An 18,785-nucleotide genomic window follows, 5' to 3' on the forward strand; every position below is an offset into this window, starting at 1 on the left:
TTAAAAAGTAAAAGGAGAAACGTGATCATGACGCTTCTAAAGGTTGAACATTTAACAGGTGGGTATACTCGAAAACCTGTCTTAAAGGATATTTCATTTGAGGTTGAAAAAGGTAATATTGTTGGTCTAATCGGTCTAAATGGTGCTGGTAAAAGTACAACAATCAAGCATATTATTGGAACAATGGAAGCTCATAAAGGACAAGTCTCCATTAATGGGAATACCTTTGCTTTAGATTCTGCAGCCTATCGTTCACAATTTAGCTTTATACCAGAAACACCCATTTTATATGATGAGTTAACACTGTATGAACATTTAGAGCTAACAGCGATGGCATATGGAATTGATAAGGACACCTTCGAAAAACGACTTCAACCGTTATTAAAGGAATTTCGGATGGAGAAGAGGTTAAAGTGGTTTCCAGCTCATTTCTCAAAGGGAATGAAGCAAAAGGTTATGATAATGTGTGCCTTCTTAGTTGAACCTGAGCTTTATATTATTGATGAGCCTTTTGTTGGATTAGATCCATTAGCTATAAATTCATTATTGGAAATGATGGATCAAGCTAAAAAACAAGGATCAGGTATTCTTATGTCAACACATATATTAGCAACAGCGGAAAGATATTGTGATTCTTTTATTATTTTACATAACGGAGAAGTTCGCGCAAAAGGAACATTACTTCAATTAAGGGAACAATTTGGAATGAGAGATGCGACTTTAGATGATCTTTATATTCAGTTAACAAAGGAAGATCAAGATGAAGAGCGTTAATGAAATATGGCAGACACGAGTAAATCAACATATAAATGAAACGAGAATGTACTTGAAGTATATGTTAAATGACCACCTTCTTTTCGTTTTTATATTTTTAGGAGCGGGTGGAGCTTTAACTTATCAAAGATGGCTTGAAACATTATCTCCTGATTTTCCGGCTATCGTCATTATGACATTAACTTTTGCGTTTATCGTCATAACGTCAAGTGTTAGAACATTGTTGAAAGAAGCTGACATTGTTTTTTTACTGCCGATGGAATTTAAACTAAGAGGATATTTTCAAAAAGCTTTTAGATACAGTTTTATTTCACAAAGCTTTCTCGTTATTGTTCCTTTAATATTATTTACACCCTTGTATTTTAAGGTAACAGATGCAAACGGAAAGACCTTACTTATTTGTTTGGGACTCTTACTACTCGTCAAGTTTTGGAATTTAAGGGTAAGCTGGGCGATGAGTTTTTATACAGAAGCTTCAGCAAAATGGAGTGATCTGATTGTTCGATTTGTATTAAATGTATCTGTGATTTATTTTATTTTCTCTCAGGATACACTTTTCTTAATTATTCTGTTTGTTATTATGACAGGGTATGTTTTATATTTTTCAAACAATGTAAAACAAAAGGCATTAAAATGGGAGCAGCTTATTAAAAGAGAAGAAGGAAAGAAGCAATCTTTTTATAAGCTTGCAAACTTATTTACAGATGTGCCTAAGCTTAAGAAACAGGCTAAGCGTCGGGCTTATCTTGATTGGATGGTCAAGCAAGTAAAGTATCATCAGGAAAATGTATATGAGTATTTGTATGTGCGTGCATTAATTCGATCAGGCGATTATTTGGGCATTATTGTTCGGTTAACAATCATCGGAAGCATAATCTTGTCATTCTTAAATGAACAGTTAACAGGCTACATCGTTGTATCCGTTCTGTTTATATTTTTAACAGGCATTCAGATCATGAGTTTATATAAACATTTTGAGTTATTAGAGTTGACTAACTTATATCCAAATGCTGAAAAGAAAAGATTATCAAGCTTCTTAAAAATAATGTTTACAGTATTTTTGGTTCAAACGGTGATTTACTCACTCATCACATTCCTTTTTGCAACTGTTTCTATTTTTGTCGGAACCCTTATTGCAACAGCTTTATTTTCCTATCTTTTTGTTTTTATTTATATGAAAAATAGAATAAAGAAAAATGAAAAGGATGTTTAGGTATGAGCTACGAATTACAAGCTGCTGAAGAAGCAAAAAATGTGGAAACAGAAGCTATTGAGAAAAGCATCGTTTTGGGAGCGTTCATCTAAGAAAGCACAAAACAAAATGAACGGAATGATTCCAGAAAAAGTACACCATACTGTTACCGAGAGTATTAAAAAGATGGTCGAGGCAACATTACTAGGATCTAATATCACAACATTTCCTAAAAATGTTGAGGACCTAACATTTGAGCAACGAGAAAACTTGGTGAGAAAATCAATTGGAATGTACAAAAAAACAGCTGCGATTGAAGGGGCTTCAACGGGTGCAGGTGGACTTCTTTTAGGCTTAGCAGATTTTCCGTTATTTCTTAGTATTAAAATGAAGTTTCTTTTTGAAGTTGCAAACCATTATGGATACAGTACGAAGGAATATGAGGAAAGATTATTTTTGCTTTATGTGTTTCAACTAGCCTTCTCTAGTGATACACATAAAGAATACACTCTTACAATCATTGAAAATTGGGAAACAAAAAAATTAGAAATCAAAGACTTAGATTGGCGTATCTTTCAACAAGAATATCGCGACTATATAGATCTTGTAAAACTAATGCAAATACTTCCAGGAATCGGCGCTGTTGTTGGTGGTGTAGCCAATTATCATCTCGTACAACAGCTTGGGGAATGTGCGATGAATAGTTATCGGTTGAGGATTTTTTAAGTGACTGTCACTTCCCGAAGTTTGTCGAATGAATACAATAGTATACACAACAAAGGCAGGCCTAACACAGCTCCTGCCTTTCTTTATTATTGTTATCCTTGTTCTATAGCGGATGGATTTTTGACGTGATCAATTTGGTATTGAATAGCAGCTTTACAAAGTGTTTTAGCAGCAATAAGTAGAGCCTTCTCATCAATATCAAATTTAGGATGGTGATGAGGATATACATTTTCTGCGTTCACAGGCTTAGCTCCAGTAAAGAAAAAAGTTCCTTTCACATTTTGTAGATAATAGGCAAAATCTTCCCCGCCCATTTGAAGCGGCTTTCCTCAACTTCATAAACACCTGGTACGCTTGGTGCAGTTTGTTTTAAAAATTCTGTTTCTTCCTCATGATTAACGACCGCTGGGTATCCTCTGAAATATTCATACTCATAATCTGCATCGCTCATAAGACAAGTTCCTTTTACAACCTTTTCAATTTCACGTTCAATTTGTGTACGAACATCTTCATCAAAGGTCCTGGCTGTACCAATAAGCTTTGCTGAATTTGCTATAATGTTAAAGGCATTCTCTGCAACAAATGAACCAACTGTTACTACAGCCGATTGAATTGGGTCTACTCTCCGGCTAACAATTTGTTGTAAACTTGTTACCACTTGAGATCCTATTAATATTGCATCCTTTGTTTTATGAGGTTGTGCACCATGTCCGCCTTTTCCACGAATAGTAATTTCAAAGCGGTCTGCAGCAGCCATTAAGGGACCAACACGATACTGAATTTTACCGACAGGTTCAGTAGCCCATAAATGTGTACCAAAGATCACATCAACACCGTCTAAGCAGCCGTCTTGAATCATGGATTTTGCTCCACCTGGTGCGTATTCTTCTGCATGTTGGTGAATAAGGACAATATTTCCGTTAAGCTGATGACGATTTTCATGAAGTGTTTTTGCTAACACAAGTAATGTTGCTGTGTGCCCATCATGTCCACATGCGTGCATCACGCCAGGAACAGTTGATTTGTATTCAACATCTTTTTCATCTTGAATTGGCAGGGCATCAAAATCGGCTCTTAGTGCAACAGTTGGACCTGGGAGATCACCTTTAATTGTTGCTACAACCCCGTTACCACCAACACTCCCACGTACGTTAACACCAAGTTTTTTATAATAATTTAAAATATATGCAGATGTTTTTTCTTCTTTAAAAGAAAGCTCTGGATGCATATGTAAATATCTGCGAATGGTAACCATTTCTGAAAAATAACTGTCTAGAGTAGACCAGAGATGATCAAGCATCGTATTCCCCCTTGATAGAGATTGTTAGTATCTATGAGTTTTCACATATAAAAAGCCATGTGAAATCATATGTTTACAAAGTAAAATGTATTAAAATAGATTCGTATTAATATTAGATAGATTGTATTGAAAAATTTTGAAAATTTCAAGAAAATAATTTGGAGTAGGAGGGATAATAGTGAAAACAAAAAATATCGTTATTTTATTAATGATATTATTTATAGGATTCATTACTTTAGTAATGTTGAATGCTACAAATAAGTTCGAAACTACAATTGGAGAAACGTTATATTCTTTTCATGATCATGGGATAGCCACAATATTTGAAGCAATAGGCATGCTTGGATCAACCACCGGAATTATTGTGACATTATTTATTTTTATGATTGTATTTGCTGTTGTGGAAAAAGGTTTGATAACTTCATCGCTTCTATTTGTTGCTGTTCTATTTGGGAATATTATAAATAAAGCATTGAAGGCTGTCATTGGGAGAGAGCGCCCAACTTTTCCCCAACATATTGAAGATGGATATAGCTTTCCTAGTGGTCATGTAATGGTTGGACTTCTTCTGTTTGGAACAATCTCTTATAAACTGTTGAAAAAAACAAATGATCAGAAAATGAAACAAATTATTTTAGTTTGTACAAGTTTAATAGTTCTTGTAATTGGGTTGAGCCGACTTTTGGAAGGAGAGCATTTTTTAACAGATGTAATTGGGGGAATGATTGCTGGTTCTCTTTTGCTAATAGGAATTATACAATTAGATTTTTATTTACATAAAATAGTCATTAACAGAAAATCAAAAGGCGACATCTCAATTTAAGATTCAGTATAATAGAATAAATAAAAAGTAAAATAAGAAACCAACTCCAGCGCATTATCGAGTTGGTTTTTTTATTTTATTGAACAGGTGAACCAGGTGGGTAATAGTAAGGAGGAACTTTAATCCAACCACGCTTACGCATTAACGTTTTTAATGTTGTTCCAAAAGCTACCCATTCTGTATAGAAATTTAGCCAGAGTAAGCCAACATCATTACGGATAGCATCAGCTTGTCCTTTAGCACATGCTTGCATACACAGGACTAATTTAAATGAAATCCCATTTGAAAGTTCATCGTCTGTCAGCTTAACACCTAATGGAACTTCCTTTGGGTTTGACTCAGGTTTCGCAGACGTGACATCTGGTAAAGGCACACCTTCTTTTTTCATAAAGTCACTTAACCTTTTTACCTGAGATTCACACAATTTTACCGCATCAACAAGCATTTCTCTTACCTCATCATCTGAGGTCGTGTTTAATCCAACTTCTTCATACCGAATAAACTCTTCTACCATTGTTAAATATTTCCAAAGATCACCAACCTCAATGACATGTAGAGGAGAGTGAGGTTCATCTATTTTATCAATCGTTGTTTTTAATGTATTCCATACAGCTTCAAATGGATTAGGCAACTTCTTCTTCACCTCCTATTGTTTTTTAGTATGACTTTATATTTTACAAAAGATGTAAAAGAATTTGATTTTTTAATAGCTTCTTTTCTACGGTAGTTATTTAAAGGAATAAACTTATTGCATCTAGAATATTAGATAGACAGAACTAAAAACGAGGGGAGAAAGAAAATGAAGTATAAAACACTAGGGAAAAGTGGCTTATTAGTTTCTGAGCTATGCTTAGGCGCCATGACATTTGGAAAAGAAGTAACAGAAGCAGATTCTATTCGTATGATTCACAACTTTCTTGATCAGGGTGGTAACTTTATTGATACTGCAGATGTTTATGTTGGTGGAGAATCAGAAAAAATAGTTGGTAATGCCATTAAAGAACGCCGTTCGGAGGTTGTCTTAGCTACAAAAGTTAGAATGAGGGTTGGTCCACATCCTAATGACTTTGGATATTCAAGACGGAGAATTCTTGAAGGCGTAGATCAAAGTTTAAAAAGGTTGAATACGGACTATATTGATCTTTATCAACTTCATGTTTGGGATAACTTAACACCAATTGAAGAAACAATTCGAACATTGGATGACCTTGTTAGTTCCGGCAAGGTGAGATACATAGGCTGTTCAAACTTTCTTGCATGGCAAATGATGAAAGCTTTATCATATAGTGATTTTCATAATATGGTCAGATTCATTTCCATTCAGCCACAGTATAGTTTGATTAACCGGGAAATGGACCGTGAAATTTTACCTCTTTGTAGAGAGGAAAATGTTGGGGTAATTCCTTGGGCACCGATTGGTGGAGGATTTTTAACAGGAAAGTATAAACAAGGTGAGTCTCCTACAACCGGCAGACTCTCTGAAGGTGTGGGTGAGTCTAGCTGGGAGAACCGAGATAATGATAAGAACTTTAAGATTTTACAAACAGTTCAGGAGATCGCTCAAGCAGTAGATAAAACACCTGCACAGGTTTCTCTAAGGTGGCTTCTACAAAAAGAAGAAATCACATCACCTATCTTCGGTGCCAGCAGCCTGGAGCAGTTTAATGAAAATATGGGAAGTGTTGATTGGGAGTTAACAGCTGAACAATGGAATCAACTAGATGAGGTAAGTAAGCTTCCTAGCGAATATCCGACAAGATTTCTTGAGAAATTCCAGAGATAATGAAAAAGGATCCTGTTAAACGATTTTGTTTAAAGGATCCTTTTTCTCTTTTTCTTTTGAACTGATATCTACAGCCTACAATAAAAACATAGCTACAATAGTCGTTGCGACTAAACCAATTGAAACAGGAAGAAGGTTTCGTCGCGCTAATTCAAACGGATCCACTCCACAAATCGCCGCTGCTGGAATGAGGGCCCAAGGAATAATGGTTCCGCCTCCAACCCAAATAGCAGTTACTTGACCTAATGCTGTTAATGTAGCCGTACTGACTCCTATTGCCGTTGAAAACAGTTGTGCAATTGAACCAGCGAGAGATATACCTGAAAAGCCTGAACCATCAAGTCCTGTTAGTATCCCTACACCTGTTAATGTGACAGCTCCAACTTCCGGTGTTAAAGGAACAATATTTGCAAGAGCGACACCTAAATCATTGACAATTCCTTCAGAGGTTTCTGGAAGATAATGACCAACAATGTCGTAATATCCCGCATCACCTAAGTAAAAGAATGCAGCAATTGGAATAACTGGCCCAAATACTTTAAATCCGAATTGAAAGCCTTCTATTAAATAATTTGTCGATTCCTCAAGTCCCCGTTTCTTATGAGCTAAACAGGTTGTGAAAATTAAAATAAGTAAGGCTGTTCCACCTATTAATGCCGTGGCATCTCCACCCTGCAGATTTAATGTAATCATTAAAATAACATCAATTACAAAAATGATTGGGATCATAATGGCAAGCCATTTTTTTGTTGTTGTTGATAACAAGCTGTGATCTGTCTCTTCAGTAGGAGATGATGTTGAAACGGTTGGAAAATCTTTCCCTAGTCTTATGTCTCTTTTTAAAAGAAAGAAAGCAGAGATTGTCGTTACAAGTCCCATTGTAAAAACAAGTGGGATACTTGCTTCAATCACATCTCCAACTGGAATTCCGGCTGCTTCAGCGGTAAGCTTAGGAGCTGCCTGAATAATAAAGTCCCCAGAAAGAGCAATTCCATGACCGAACAAATTTATTGCTATTGCCACACCGAGTGCAGGTAATCCGGCCCGAATGGCCACTGGTAACAATACAGCACCTATTAATGCAACTGCTGGTGAAGGCCAAAAGAAAAAGGAAATGATCATCATTAAAAGTCCAATTGTCCAAAAGGCAGTGGTTGGATTTTTAATGATTTTTGAGAATGGTAAGATCATAACTTCATTAATGCCTGAAATGGTCAAAATCTTACTCATTGCGACAATAATTGAAATAACGAGTATTGTTGGTAATAGTTGTGTGATAGCAAAGGTAAAGCTATTAAAAAGACTTGTTATCGAATCACTAACAGAAAGTGTTGAAAAAGCAGCTAATGAGAGTATACCTACTATACAAACAATCGTTGTATCACGTCGGAAAAGCATAAAGCCGATAATCCCAACTATAAACAGTAGATAAACCCAGTGAATGAGTGTTATTTCTACCCCATTATGATCACTCCTCAGCAAACGCCTAAATGGTTTCTCTACACTTTATGAGGAATGAGGATAAGATGTGAGAAGGAAATCAAGGGATGAATTATACACTTATTTGATTGTAGATGTAGAAATTTAGGATCATCTGTGTAGAAATAAGATGTCATTTCCAAGGAAATATTGTCAAAATGACACAGGAATTGAATAAGTTATAGGACAAGAGGCTGACCTGCTACTTTGGTCAGCCTCCCTGAATGTTTATTCGTCGTTATTAACAATTGAATAAGTCGTTACATATGAAGGGCGTGGGAAAATGGATTGTCGGTCAATTCCTTCTTCTGAACCTCTTTTTTTATGTGCGTGCTCGTATGCTTTGGAGTTCTGCCAATCCTTAAAGTGTTTCTCACTTTCCCATAATGTTAAGATAATATAAGTATCACTGCTTTTTGGTCGCAACACACGGATAGCAGAGAAGCCTGGCTCGTTTTCGATCATCCGGGCTCTTTCACTGAACCGTTTTTCAAATAGTGGCCTTCCTTCATCTGAGACAGGAATATTGTTTAAAACAGCAAATGAACCATTTTTAATGTTACCAGTTGAATCTAATACCTCATAAGTTTTTGGTTCCTTAAAAATCGTTTCGCCATCTGATTCGTGAAAAAGTACTCCAGTGTCCTGGTTAGCCATGAGTAGAAGGGTATGGTCGGCGTGGCTTTTTTCTAATTTTGCTAAATAATCAACAGTGCCATATGTGATGTATAGCTTCAATTCGTTTCACCTCAAGTAAAGTTTATTTAGTTATATTATATCAACTGTTTTTTATATATTTCCATTTTTAGTGTTTTCAACACATATACCTTCCTATTATTAACAATACTAAGCTAAAAGGGGTGATGATATGAAAAAGAAACTTCTTTTATCAAGCATTGCATTAGTTAGTGTCGTAATCTTTGCTCTATTAGGTTATCTTTTTATTATCTTTATGGGGAATTATGTCATCGATGAAGAAAAATTAGTCATGAATACAGCGTCAAAGCTTGTTGACGTTGAGGGAAAGGAAATTACAAAGCTTTACATTGAAAATAGAGAGCTTGTCAATATTTCTGAAGTTCCAGAATATGTTCAAAAAGCTTTTATTTCAGTTGAAGATCAAAGATTTTATGAGCATCATGGGATTGATGCAAGAGCAATAACGCGTGCTCTCTATAAAGATATTTTAGCCGGTGGAAAAGTAGAAGGCGGTAGTACTATTACTCAACAACTAGCCAAAAATATCTTTTTGACAAACGATAAAACACTACTTAGAAAAACAAAGGAAGCAATTATTGCAGTTAATTTAGAAAAACGGTATAGCAAAGCCAAATTACTAGAAATGTATTTAAATCAAGTATATTTTGGTCATGGAGCATACGGGATAAAGGCTGCTGCAAAGCTGTATTTTGATAAAGACGTTTCAGATTTGAGTCTTGAAGAAGGAGCGTTGTTAGCAGGAATTCCAAAAGCACCATCAACATACTCACCAATTGCCAATCCCGAAAAAAGTAAGCAAAGACGGAATGTTATTTTAAGCTTAATGGGAGATCAAAACTATATCACATATGATGAAGTTGTTAGAACTCAGGGTAAAACGGTTAAGATCAATGTAAATAAAAAGCAAGAAAGTCCATGGCTTACTACTTATGTTGATATGGTTTTTGATGAAGCGAAAGAAATGTATGCCATCTCGAATGAAGAGTTGTTAAGAGGTGGATATACGATTAAAGTACCTTTACAACTTAGCTTGCAAAAATCTGCGTATGATTTATTTCAGGATAAGGAGTATTTTCCTGGAACAGATGATTTTGCACAAGGAGCTTTTATTTTACTTGATAACAAAACAGGTGGAGTTATAGCAGCAATAGGTGGTCGTGATTATGTACCAAAAGGATTAAATCGACTAAATGCGAAACGACAGCCTGGCTCAACATTTAAACCAGTTGCTGTTTATGCCCCGTCAATAGAAACAAAATTATTTAAACCATACTCGTTACTAAAAGATGAACAGTTAACATATGGTGATTATTCCCCTAAAAACTATGATAATCAGTATGAAGGAGAGGTATCTATGTTTGATGCCCTTGTTTCATCAAAAAATGCTGCTGCTGTTTGGACGTTATCAGAATTAGGGATAAAAACTAGTAAAGAATACTTAAAGTCTCTCGGAATGGGGATTAAAGATGATGGCCTTGCAATTGCCCTTGGTGGACTGTCTGAAGGGGTAACACCTATTCAAATGGCGAATGCATATCGAACCTTTGCTACAAATGGCAGCTACAGTGAACATCACTTTATACAAGAAATAAAAAATAGAGATGGCAAAGTAATAGCAGAGCATCATTCAAAAACGAAAGATGTGTTTTCACCACAAACAGCTTGGGATATGACACGTATGCTGCAGCATGTTGTTACAGAAGGAACAGCACAAAATGGTCATTTTAAAGGAGAGTTAGCAGGTAAAACAGGAACAACTTCTTATCCAAATGTTCCTGGAGCCTCAAAGGATGCCTGGTTTGTTGGATACACGGAAAATGTAGTTGGAGCTCTTTGGATGGGCTATGATCAAACAGATACAGAACATTATTTAACACATGGAAGCTCTTATCCAACTAAGCTTTTTAAAGACATTCTAAATGATGCTAAATGGGATCAAGATGTAGCCTTTGCTATGCCTGAAGGTGTACAGGACCTAGAAAGCCTATAAGAATAAAAGAGATTGACCAAGTTGAAGCGAGATATACGTTCAAACCACTAGGGTTAATTACATTAACGCTTGAGTGGGAGCCTTTAAAAGATGATCGGGTAGAATACCGAATCTATGAGCATTCAGATGGGAATTCAACAGAGTTAATAGGTACGGTTAAGGGGGCAGGTGTCTATGAGATACCATTTGCTAATGTGTTTTCAGATTCCTCTTATTCGGTTGCTCCTTTTAACACGCAAACGAATGAAGAAGGAATTCAAACGAAATCACGGAAACCTACTTTATTTAGTTCAAATAATTGAGTTAAAGGAAAGCTAAACTGATTTCGTCTTTTTTTTGACATTTGCATATCTAAGCTATACAACAGGAAATGAAACCGTTATAGTTGAAAGGGCAGAGAGTTTAATATAGAATAAATATTACTTTATAATTAATATTATTTAATAAAGGGGTTAGCCCCTTCTACATAGAAAGGTGGACTTTTTTGGATGGCTGAAAAAAAGATCAATGATACGTTTCTAAAAGCGTGTCGTGGAGAAAAAACGGACTATGTTCCAGTTTGGTATATGAGGCAGGCAGGGAGATCACAACCTGAATACCGGGCAATTAAGGAAAAATACAGCCTGTTTGAGATTACGCATCAACCGGAACTTTGTGCTTATGTAACGAGATTACCGGTAGAACAGTACGATGTTGATGCTGCCATTCTATATAAAGACATCATGACTCCACTTCCAGCTATAGGAGTAAATGTTGAAATTAAATCAGGAATTGGTCCTGTTATTGATGACCCGATCCGATCAATGAGAGATATCGAGAAATTGGGAGAAATAGATCCGGAAAGCGATGTTCCTTATGTATTGGATACTATTAAATTGCTTACTGAAGAGCAATTAACTGTTCCGCTTATCGGATTTACCGGAGCTCCTTTTACCCTAGCTAGTTATATGATCGAAGGTGGCCCATCTCGAAATTACAATAAAACAAAAGCATTTATGTACTCAGAGCCGCATGCATGGTTTGCATTAATGGATAAACTAGCTGAAATGAGTATTACATATGTAAAAGCACAAATTCGCGCGGGTGCTAAAGCTATTCAAGTTTTTGATTCATGGGTAGGGGCTTTAAATGTTGCAGATTATCGTACATTTATTAAGCCTACGATGGAGAGAATTTTCAGTGAGCTTAAGGATGAGAATGTACCTCTTATCATGTTCGGTGTTGGAGCTAGCCACCTTGCTAAAGAATGGCATGATCTGCCACTTGATGTAGTTGGCCTTGACTGGAGATTACCTGTTTCTGAGGCACGTTCCATGGGATTGACAAAAACTTTACAAGGAAACCTTGATCCAGCAATCTTACTTTCTCCGTGGGAAGTAATTGAAGAAAGAGCAAAAGCTATTTTAGATCAGGGAATGCAGCAAGACGGGTATATTTTCAATCTAGGTCATGGTGTTTTTCCGCAGGTAAATCCAGAGTCACTAAAAAAATTAACTTCTTTTGTGCATGATTATTCCAAAAAGGCAAAGGTAAGCAACTAAGGCATAATAAAAGATAGTACTTTATTGAGGTGAATAATATGAGTAAGAAAAAAATGGGATTACTAGTCATGGCGTATGGTACGCCTTATAAAGAGGAAGACATTGAGCGCTACTATACTCATATCCGTCATGGTCGTAAGCCGGCTCCTGAGATGCTACAGGATTTAAAGGATCGTTATGAAGCAATCGGTGGAATTTCTCCATTAGCTAAAATTACATTAGAGCAAGCGGAAAAGCTTGAACAACATCTAAATAGCATACAAGATGAAATTGAATTTAAAATGTACCTTGGCTTAAAGCATATCGAGCCATTCGTTGAGGACGCTGTAAAACAAATGCATGAGGATGGAATTACAGAAGCTGTGAGTATTGTATTAGCACCTCACTTCTCAACATTTAGTGTAAAGTCCTATAATGGACGAGCTAAGGAAGAGGCTGAGAAGCTTGGTGGATTAACCATTACATCAGTTGAAAGCTGGTATAAAGAGCCTAAATTTATCAGCTATTGGGCAGATCAACTTAAAGAAACATACAGCGGCATGACTGAAGAAGAAAGAAACTCTTCTGTTCTTGTCGTTTCTGCACACAGTCTTCCAGAAAAGATTATCGCAAATGGAGATCCATATCCACACCAGCTTCAAGAAACAGCTGATTTAATTGCAGAAGCTGCTGGTATTAAAAAATACGTAACAGGCTGGCAGAGTGCTGGTAACACTCCAGAGCCTTGGTTAGGGCCAGATGTTCAAGATCTTACTAGAGATTTATACGAAGAAGGCTACAGAACTTTTGTTTATATACCAGTAGGGTTTGTAGCTGACCATCTCGAAGTTCTTTATGATAATGACTATGAGTGTAAAGTAATCACAGACGAACTTGGTGCAAGTTACTACCGCCCTGAAATGCCAAACGCAAAACCAGAATTTATTGATTGTTTATCAACAGTTGTACTAAAGCATTTAAACGAATCAAACTAAAGTATATTTTCTAAAGTAGTGAATTCAATTTGAGTTTGCTGCTTTTTTGTTTGCTCTGGTTAATAGGTTATATTTACTTAAAAATGGTAATAAAAAGAAAATAAAAGTAAACTATATATAAAGTGAAAAATGGACAAGGAAGGAAGTTAACATGCAGAATGAAAAGCTTGAACAACTAAAAAATGAATGGCTTGTTGAAGTAACAATTGATGAAATTCAAGAAAAGCTAAATAATCATGAAATAACATCAAGAGAATTAGTGCTGATGTACTTATCAAGAATCGCAAAGATTGATCAAGATGGACCAAAAATAAATTCCATAATTGAAGTGAATCCCGAAGCATTGCATATTGCCGACTCATTAGATTACGAACGGAAAACTAACGGCAGCCGCGGACCATTGCACGGGATTCCTGTTGTCATAAAAGATAATATCGATACAGCTGACAAGATGCATACAAGTGCAGGCTCTCTTGTGCTGGCGGAATCTTATGCTCATGAAGATGCAACACTTGTTAAACAGCTGCGTGACGCTGGGGAAATTTATTATTCTTGGTAAAACCAATTTAACCGAATGGGCCAATTTTATTGCTGAGGATATGCCAACTGGGTATAGCTCAAGAGGAGGCCAGGTCTTAAACCCTTACGGTACAGACTTTATTGTAGGAGGATCAAGTGCAGGGTCAGGAGCGGCAATTGCTGCAAATTTAGCAGTAGTAGCAGTTGGTACAGAAACATCAGGCTCTATTTTAAGTCCTGCCAGTCAAAATTCACTTGTGGGGATCAAGCCGACTGTTGGTCTTATTAGCAGAAAAGGAATTATTCCAATTTCACATACACAAGATACGGCAGGTCCAATGACGAGAACTGTTAGGGATGCTGCGATATTGTTAAATGTACTAACAGCAAAAGACCCAAAAGATCCTATCACTTTAACGAATGAGCTTGCTGATATAGATTTTACCAACCATCTTGTGAAAGATGCTAAAGGGGAAGAAAATTGGGATTGCGCGAGAAACATATTTTGATGAGTTAAATGAATCACAGTTAACAGTTATGAACAACGCGATTAATAAGTTGAAGGAGCTTGGTGTGGAAGTTGTTGATCCAATCACCATACCTTCAACAAATGAAGAATGGGATATAAATGTTCTGTTATATGAATTTAAAACGGATCTTAATGCTTACCTAAAAACGATTGACTCTACTGTCGGAGTACGAACTCTAACTGATGTGATAAAAGCAAATGAAGAAATTGGTGAGAAGGCATTGAAATTTGGTCAAAAACTATTTCTTGAAGCAAATGCAACAAGCGGCAATCTTATTGAGCCAGAATATCTAGAAAGCTTAGAAAAAGATGATACTTTATCCAAAATAAAAGGAATTGATAGTGTCATGCAGGAACAAGGATTAGATGCAATTGTTTTCCCGAACAACTTTGGGGCAATGATTCCAGCGAAGGCAGGATATCCATCCATTACTGTACCAGCTGGTTACACAAATGATGGTGAACCTGTAGGAATTACGTTTACAGCCAAAGCATATATGGAACCAACTTTGTTGGAAATTGCTTATTCATATGAGCAAGCAACGAAACACCGAGTTGCTCCCTTTCAAGCGAAATAAACTACTATAAAAAACTGGTCGGCTTATACGATCAGTTTTTTATATGTGGAAAAAAGGTGGGAATTTTATCCTTTTTATGAAACCTAATGGTAACTTATTCGTATTATTTATTGAAAGAGTAGTACTTAGTGGATTAAGAGGAGAAAGGAGGAAGTAAAATGATTGATATCATTTTTATTATTATCTTTATTACTTGTATTGCTTACATCATTCAATACAGAATGAATATTAAGAAAGCAGCTGAAATGTCAACTCAGGCTCTATTTCCTAGAACAGAGAGAGAGTTTAATAGTATTCTTATACCTGCTGAGTGGAAAGAAATGCAGCCTATATCAAAACATTCAAGATCTTATCAATATGTAAAATGGGCCACATTAGCTGCACTTATTTTATTATTTATTTTACTGGTTGTTGTACTAACAACGGATTGGATAGAATCCTCTTTATTTAGCTCTGCGTATTTGTTTTTTATATTAATTAAATCTGTACAACATAAGGGATGTCTTTTTATCCTATCAAAAGGCGTTATCATAAATGGGAAGTTCTATCATCCAAATCAAATTTCTTCTTATCAAACAGAAAAGATCATACGTTGGCATGAGCTTTATGGTTATAGCACGAGAGTTGATAATGGATATAAGCTAACATTATTCCATAAGAAATCATGGTTGAATCCATCAAGTTATGTGGTTGTTGAAAATGAGGAACATCTTAAAAAGATAACTTCCTTCTTTGATCATCAAGGAATAGTGGGAAACCATAAAGAACAAACTACATAGAACTTGTAAAAGAAATCTAAACATGATATATTACTTACACACTAAATGACCAAATTATTCACTTGGTCATTTTTGATGCAGGAGTGAATATAATGAGCATAGATAGGAAGCAGCAAATAGTAGAAGCCGCCACAAAAGCATTCACGCAATTTGGCTATAAAGGAACAACGATGGATTTGGTATCAAAGCTAGCGAATGTTGGTAAAGGAACAATTTATACTTTTTATACAAACAAAGAAGAATTGTTTTCAGAAATTATTGATCGATTATTGCTAGATATGAGGACTGCTGCTGATGCGGCATTTGATACAAATCAACCTTTTGTTGATCGTGTGCACTTAGCGTTATATAGTATTCTTGAATTCAGAAAAACTCATCAATTAACAATAAAAATCTTTCAAGAGAGTCAAGAACTAGGCACACCAACGGTAAATGCGGGTGTTCAAAAGGTAGAAGAAATGGTCTTACTTTATATTAAACAAAAAATGATTGATGCAATAGAAAACCAAGATATCAAAAATTGTGATCCTGAGCTTACTGCGTTTATTATTTTAAAATTATATGTTTCACTTATTTTTGATTGGGAAAAACATCATCAACCCCTTGAGAAAGAAAAGATTGCTGAAATTTTTGAGGTTTATTTACTTAAAGGATTGTCACTGTGATAATCCTCACTTTTTGATAGAAAATGACTAGATGGACATTTTGGTCAGTTAGTAATTGAAGGAGGTATAAAAGTGTCTTTAATAAAAGCAGAATGGAAAGCACTATTAAAAAATAGAAAAGTTTTGATTGCGGTTATTGGGGTATTGTTTATACCGTTAATGTACAGCGGTGGGTATCTTAGCGCATTTTGGGATCCTTATGGACAGCTGGATCAATTACCTGTTGCAGTTGTTAATCAAGATGAAGGGGCAATATTTGAAGGTGAGCCTTTAGATGTTGGTAACGAGTTAATTGAAACGCTAAAGGAAGACTCTACATTTAATTGGCATTACGTAGAGAAAGATGAAGCTGAAAAAGGTTTAAAAAATCATGATTATTATATGATTATCGAAATACCTAAAAACTTTTCAGAAAATGCTACAACATTATTAGGTGATCGTCCGCAAATTCTTGAGTTATCTTTTAAAACAAATAAAGGATATAACTTTATTTCAGGTCAAATAGGTGAGAGTGCAGTTGAGAAAATAAAAGAAGAGGTTTCCCATTCATTAACAAAAACATATGCAGAAGGGTTATTTGAAAATATCGAGCTTATGGCTGATGGAATTAGTGAGGCAAATGATGGTTCTCAAGATATCAATAATGGTGTAAGTGAACTGAAGGAAGGCTCCAACACGCTAAATGATAACCTTAAGCAATTAGTTACCAAATCAGTTACGTTTAAAGAGGGACTTAATGAAGCTGAAAAAGGTACAGTGAAATTAGCAGATGGAATGACTGAAGTTGAAAAAGGCTTAACTGCCATGCTTCAAGGGCAAAACGATCTTTATAATGGCTCTGTTGAAACTGAAAGTGGAACAAATCAACTAGTTACAGGTTTAAAAAGCTCCTTAGAAGGAATTCAAAAACTCGAGAGATCCTTACCGGATTTAACAACTGGAACTGAACAGTTACACACATCAGCTCCGGAGCTGGTTACAGGAACGAAGCAATTGGCAGAAGGAAGTCTCAAAGCTAGTGAAGGAGCTGTTCATTTATCTGAAAATCTCTCTGGTGTAACCAACAAAGTGAATGAAATGGTAACAAAGCTTGAAGGGACATCTATACCTGAGGAGCAAAAGGCAGAATTAATGGCTTTAGCTGAAGCATTAAATAGTATTAATAATGGTCAGCAGCAACTTGCAACTAATTTAACCGAATTAACAGCAGGTGCTGAAAATTTACACGAAAAAGTGGTGGACTTACCGGAAAAAAGTACTCAGCTTTATGAAGGTACTGTTGCTGTTCAAGAGGCGATTGATCAGATTGGTACCGGGCAAGAAAAGCTTTATAACGGTGCCCTTCAAGTTAATGAAGGCCAATCGCAAATTACGTCAGGCTTAGCTACATTTGGCGAAAAAATCAATCAAATGAAAATAGGAGTAACTAGATTAACAAATGGTGGCGTGAAGCTTGAAGGTGGTATCCATGAATTAGCACAAGGTGCGGTGGCTTTAGAAGATGGATCTGTTCAACTTGCAGATGGATCTACTAAAATGGACAGTGGATTAACAGAGTTATCAGATGGTACAAATGAGCTCTCATCGAAACTAGCTGAAGCAACAGATGATACAAAAGATGTGAAAGGAACAAAAGACCAATATGACATGATAGCAGAGCCAGTTCAATTGTCTAAAGAAGAAATAAATAAAGTATCAAATTACGGCACAGGACTTGCTCCATACTTTCTTTCCTTAGCGTTATTTGTAGGAACACTTTTATTTACGGTTGTTTTTCCATTACGAAAACCAGCTGGGGAACCAAGCTCAGGAATGTCATGGTTTATTAGTAAATTTAGTATTTTGTTCGTTGTTTCGATCTTACAGGCAGTTTTAGCTGATATCCTCCTTTTATATGGATTGGGCTTGGAAGTGAAGAATATTGGCTTGTTTTTCTTATTTAGTATTTTAACGAGTTTAACATTTATGGCTATTGTGCAATTTTTTGTAACAACAATGGCTGATCCAGGGCGATTTATCGCAATCATTATTTTAATTCTGCAGTTAACTACTAGTGCAGGAACCTTTCCGCTTGAATTACTTCCTGATGTTTTTCAAATGATTCATCATTGGTTACCGATGACATACTCAGTGGCAGGGTTAAGAGCTATTATTTCCACTGGAGATTTTACTGAAATGTGGTATCAAGCTTATGTATTGATTGGCTTTTTTGCAATGTTTATGATCGGGACGATCATTTATTTTTCAATAAAGGTAAAAAAGTCCAATGTGCAAGAAAACGTAGGTATAATAGAAGGGTAAGAAAGGTCTGATCCGAAGTTCGGGTCAGACCTTTTGTTTTACAGTAAATTTTGACGTTATGAGAAAAATGACAAAATAAAACAAATTCATATATTTTTTTCAGAAAATTCCC

General features: G+C 35.8%; 13 protein-coding genes and 3 pseudogenes. 12 read left to right on the top strand and 4 right to left on the bottom strand.

The features are described from left to right. The first annotated feature begins 27 nt into the window (after positions 1–27). From MVE64_RS17475 to MVE64_RS17485, 3 genes are read left to right on the top strand one after another with little or no spacing between them, the layout of a single operon-like run. The gene (locus MVE64_RS17475; protein WP_098795302.1) at positions 28–774 is read left to right on the top strand and encodes an ABC transporter ATP-binding protein; all 747 of its coding nucleotides are present in this window, start codon (positions 28–30) and stop codon (positions 772–774) included. Then, the gene (locus tag MVE64_RS17480; protein ID WP_247339873.1) at positions 761–1,987 is read left to right on the top strand and encodes an ABC transporter permease; all 1,227 of its coding nucleotides are present in this window, start codon (positions 761–763) and stop codon (positions 1,985–1,987) included. Before MVE64_RS17475 ends, MVE64_RS17480 begins: the two co-directional genes overlap by 14 nt. Positions 1,988–2,044: 57 nt before the next feature. Beyond that, positions 2,045–2,692, top strand: coding sequence for an EcsC family protein (locus MVE64_RS17485; protein ID WP_247339874.1), 648 nt, complete (start codon positions 2,045–2,047; stop codon positions 2,690–2,692). Positions 2,693–2,784: 92 nt separating this feature from the next. Here the strand turns inward: MVE64_RS17485 and MVE64_RS17490 are convergent. Beyond that, positions 2,785–3,992, bottom strand: a pseudogene (locus MVE64_RS17490) (M20 family metallopeptidase). A 178-nt stretch (positions 3,993–4,170) separates the two neighbouring features. Between MVE64_RS17490 and MVE64_RS17495 the strand changes: the two are divergent. Beyond that, positions 4,171–4,815: a phosphatase PAP2 family protein gene (locus MVE64_RS17495; protein WP_247339875.1), complete on the top strand. Its 645-nt coding sequence runs from the start codon at positions 4,171–4,173 to the stop codon at positions 4,813–4,815. 76 nt (positions 4,816–4,891) lie between these two features. Here the strand turns inward: MVE64_RS17495 and MVE64_RS17500 are convergent, their stop codons facing one another. Continuing rightward, a complete protein-coding gene (locus MVE64_RS17500) occupies positions 4,892–5,446 on the bottom strand; it encodes a DUF3231 family protein (RefSeq protein WP_247339876.1) in 555 nt (184 codons plus the stop codon). A 168-nt stretch (positions 5,447–5,614) separates the two neighbouring features. Between MVE64_RS17500 and MVE64_RS17505 the strand changes: the two genes are divergently transcribed. Continuing rightward, complete coding sequence (locus tag MVE64_RS17505; protein WP_247339877.1) at positions 5,615–6,598, top strand: aldo/keto reductase; 984 nt, start codon at positions 5,615–5,617, stop codon at positions 6,596–6,598. 75 nt (positions 6,599–6,673) lie between these two features. Here MVE64_RS17505 and MVE64_RS17510 read toward each other — a convergent pair whose 3' ends face one another. Both MVE64_RS17510 and MVE64_RS17515 read right to left on the bottom strand, forming a co-directional pair. Next, positions 6,674–7,996, bottom strand: a complete 1,323-nt coding sequence (locus tag MVE64_RS17510) for a hypothetical protein (RefSeq protein WP_247339879.1) — start codon at positions 7,994–7,996, stop codon at positions 6,674–6,676. Between the two features lie 309 nt (positions 7,997–8,305). Further along, entirely contained in the window at positions 8,306–8,815 is a 510-nt protein-coding gene (locus MVE64_RS17515) for an antibiotic biosynthesis monooxygenase family protein (protein WP_247339881.1), read from the bottom strand. Between the two features lie 130 nt (positions 8,816–8,945). Between MVE64_RS17515 and MVE64_RS17520 the strand changes: the two are divergent. From MVE64_RS17520 to MVE64_RS17550, 7 genes and pseudogenes are all read left to right on the top strand, one after another. Further along, positions 8,946–11,089: pseudogene (locus MVE64_RS17520) on the top strand (transglycosylase domain-containing protein). 186 nt (positions 11,090–11,275) lie between these two features. Beyond that, positions 11,276–12,328: a uroporphyrinogen decarboxylase gene (hemE, locus tag MVE64_RS17525; RefSeq protein ID WP_098794876.1), complete on the top strand. Its 1,053-nt coding sequence runs from the start codon at positions 11,276–11,278 to the stop codon at positions 12,326–12,328. A 38-nt stretch (positions 12,329–12,366) separates the two neighbouring features. After that, the gene (gene hemH, locus MVE64_RS17530; protein ID WP_247339883.1) at positions 12,367–13,302 is read left to right on the top strand and encodes a ferrochelatase; all 936 of its coding nucleotides are present in this window, start codon (positions 12,367–12,369) and stop codon (positions 13,300–13,302) included. 151 nt (positions 13,303–13,453) lie between these two features. Beyond that, a pseudogene (locus MVE64_RS17535) lies at positions 13,454–14,928 on the top strand (amidase family protein). Positions 14,929–15,086: 158 nt separating this feature from the next. Beyond that, complete coding sequence (locus MVE64_RS17540; protein WP_247339885.1) at positions 15,087–15,707, top strand: hypothetical protein; 621 nt, start codon at positions 15,087–15,089, stop codon at positions 15,705–15,707. Between the two features lie 92 nt (positions 15,708–15,799). Further along, complete coding sequence (locus MVE64_RS17545; RefSeq protein ID WP_247339887.1) at positions 15,800–16,372, top strand: TetR/AcrR family transcriptional regulator; 573 nt, start codon at positions 15,800–15,802, stop codon at positions 16,370–16,372. A 72-nt stretch (positions 16,373–16,444) separates the two neighbouring features. Beyond that, a complete protein-coding gene (locus MVE64_RS17550) occupies positions 16,445–18,673 on the top strand; it encodes a YhgE/Pip family protein (RefSeq protein WP_247339892.1) in 2,229 nt (742 codons plus the stop codon). The last annotated feature ends 112 nt before the right edge of the window (positions 18,674–18,785 follow it).

Source organism: Metabacillus endolithicus (genome assembly GCF_023078335.1).
Classification (GTDB): Bacteria; Bacillota; Bacilli; order Bacillales; family Bacillaceae; genus Metabacillus; species Metabacillus endolithicus.

Coding starts and splice junctions, on each gene's coding strand:
- MVE64_RS17475 (WP_098795302.1), top strand. CDS start 28: ATGACGCTTCTAAAGGTTGAACATTTAACAGGTGGGTATACTCGAAAA.
- MVE64_RS17480 (WP_247339873.1), top strand. CDS start 761: ATGAAGAGCGTTAATGAAATATGGCAGACACGAGTAAATCAACATATA.
- MVE64_RS17505 (WP_247339877.1), top strand. CDS start 5,615: ATGAAGTATAAAACACTAGGGAAAAGTGGCTTATTAGTTTCTGAGCTA.
- MVE64_RS17510 (WP_247339879.1), bottom strand. CDS start 7,996: ATGCTTTTCCGACGTGATACAACGATTGTTTGTATAGTAGGTATACTC.
- hemE (WP_098794876.1), top strand. CDS start 11,276: ATGGCTGAAAAAAAGATCAATGATACGTTTCTAAAAGCGTGTCGTGGA.
- hemH (WP_247339883.1), top strand. CDS start 12,367: ATGAGTAAGAAAAAAATGGGATTACTAGTCATGGCGTATGGTACGCCT.
- MVE64_RS17540 (WP_247339885.1), top strand. CDS start 15,087: ATGATTGATATCATTTTTATTATTATCTTTATTACTTGTATTGCTTAC.
- MVE64_RS17545 (WP_247339887.1), top strand. CDS start 15,800: ATGAGCATAGATAGGAAGCAGCAAATAGTAGAAGCCGCCACAAAAGCA.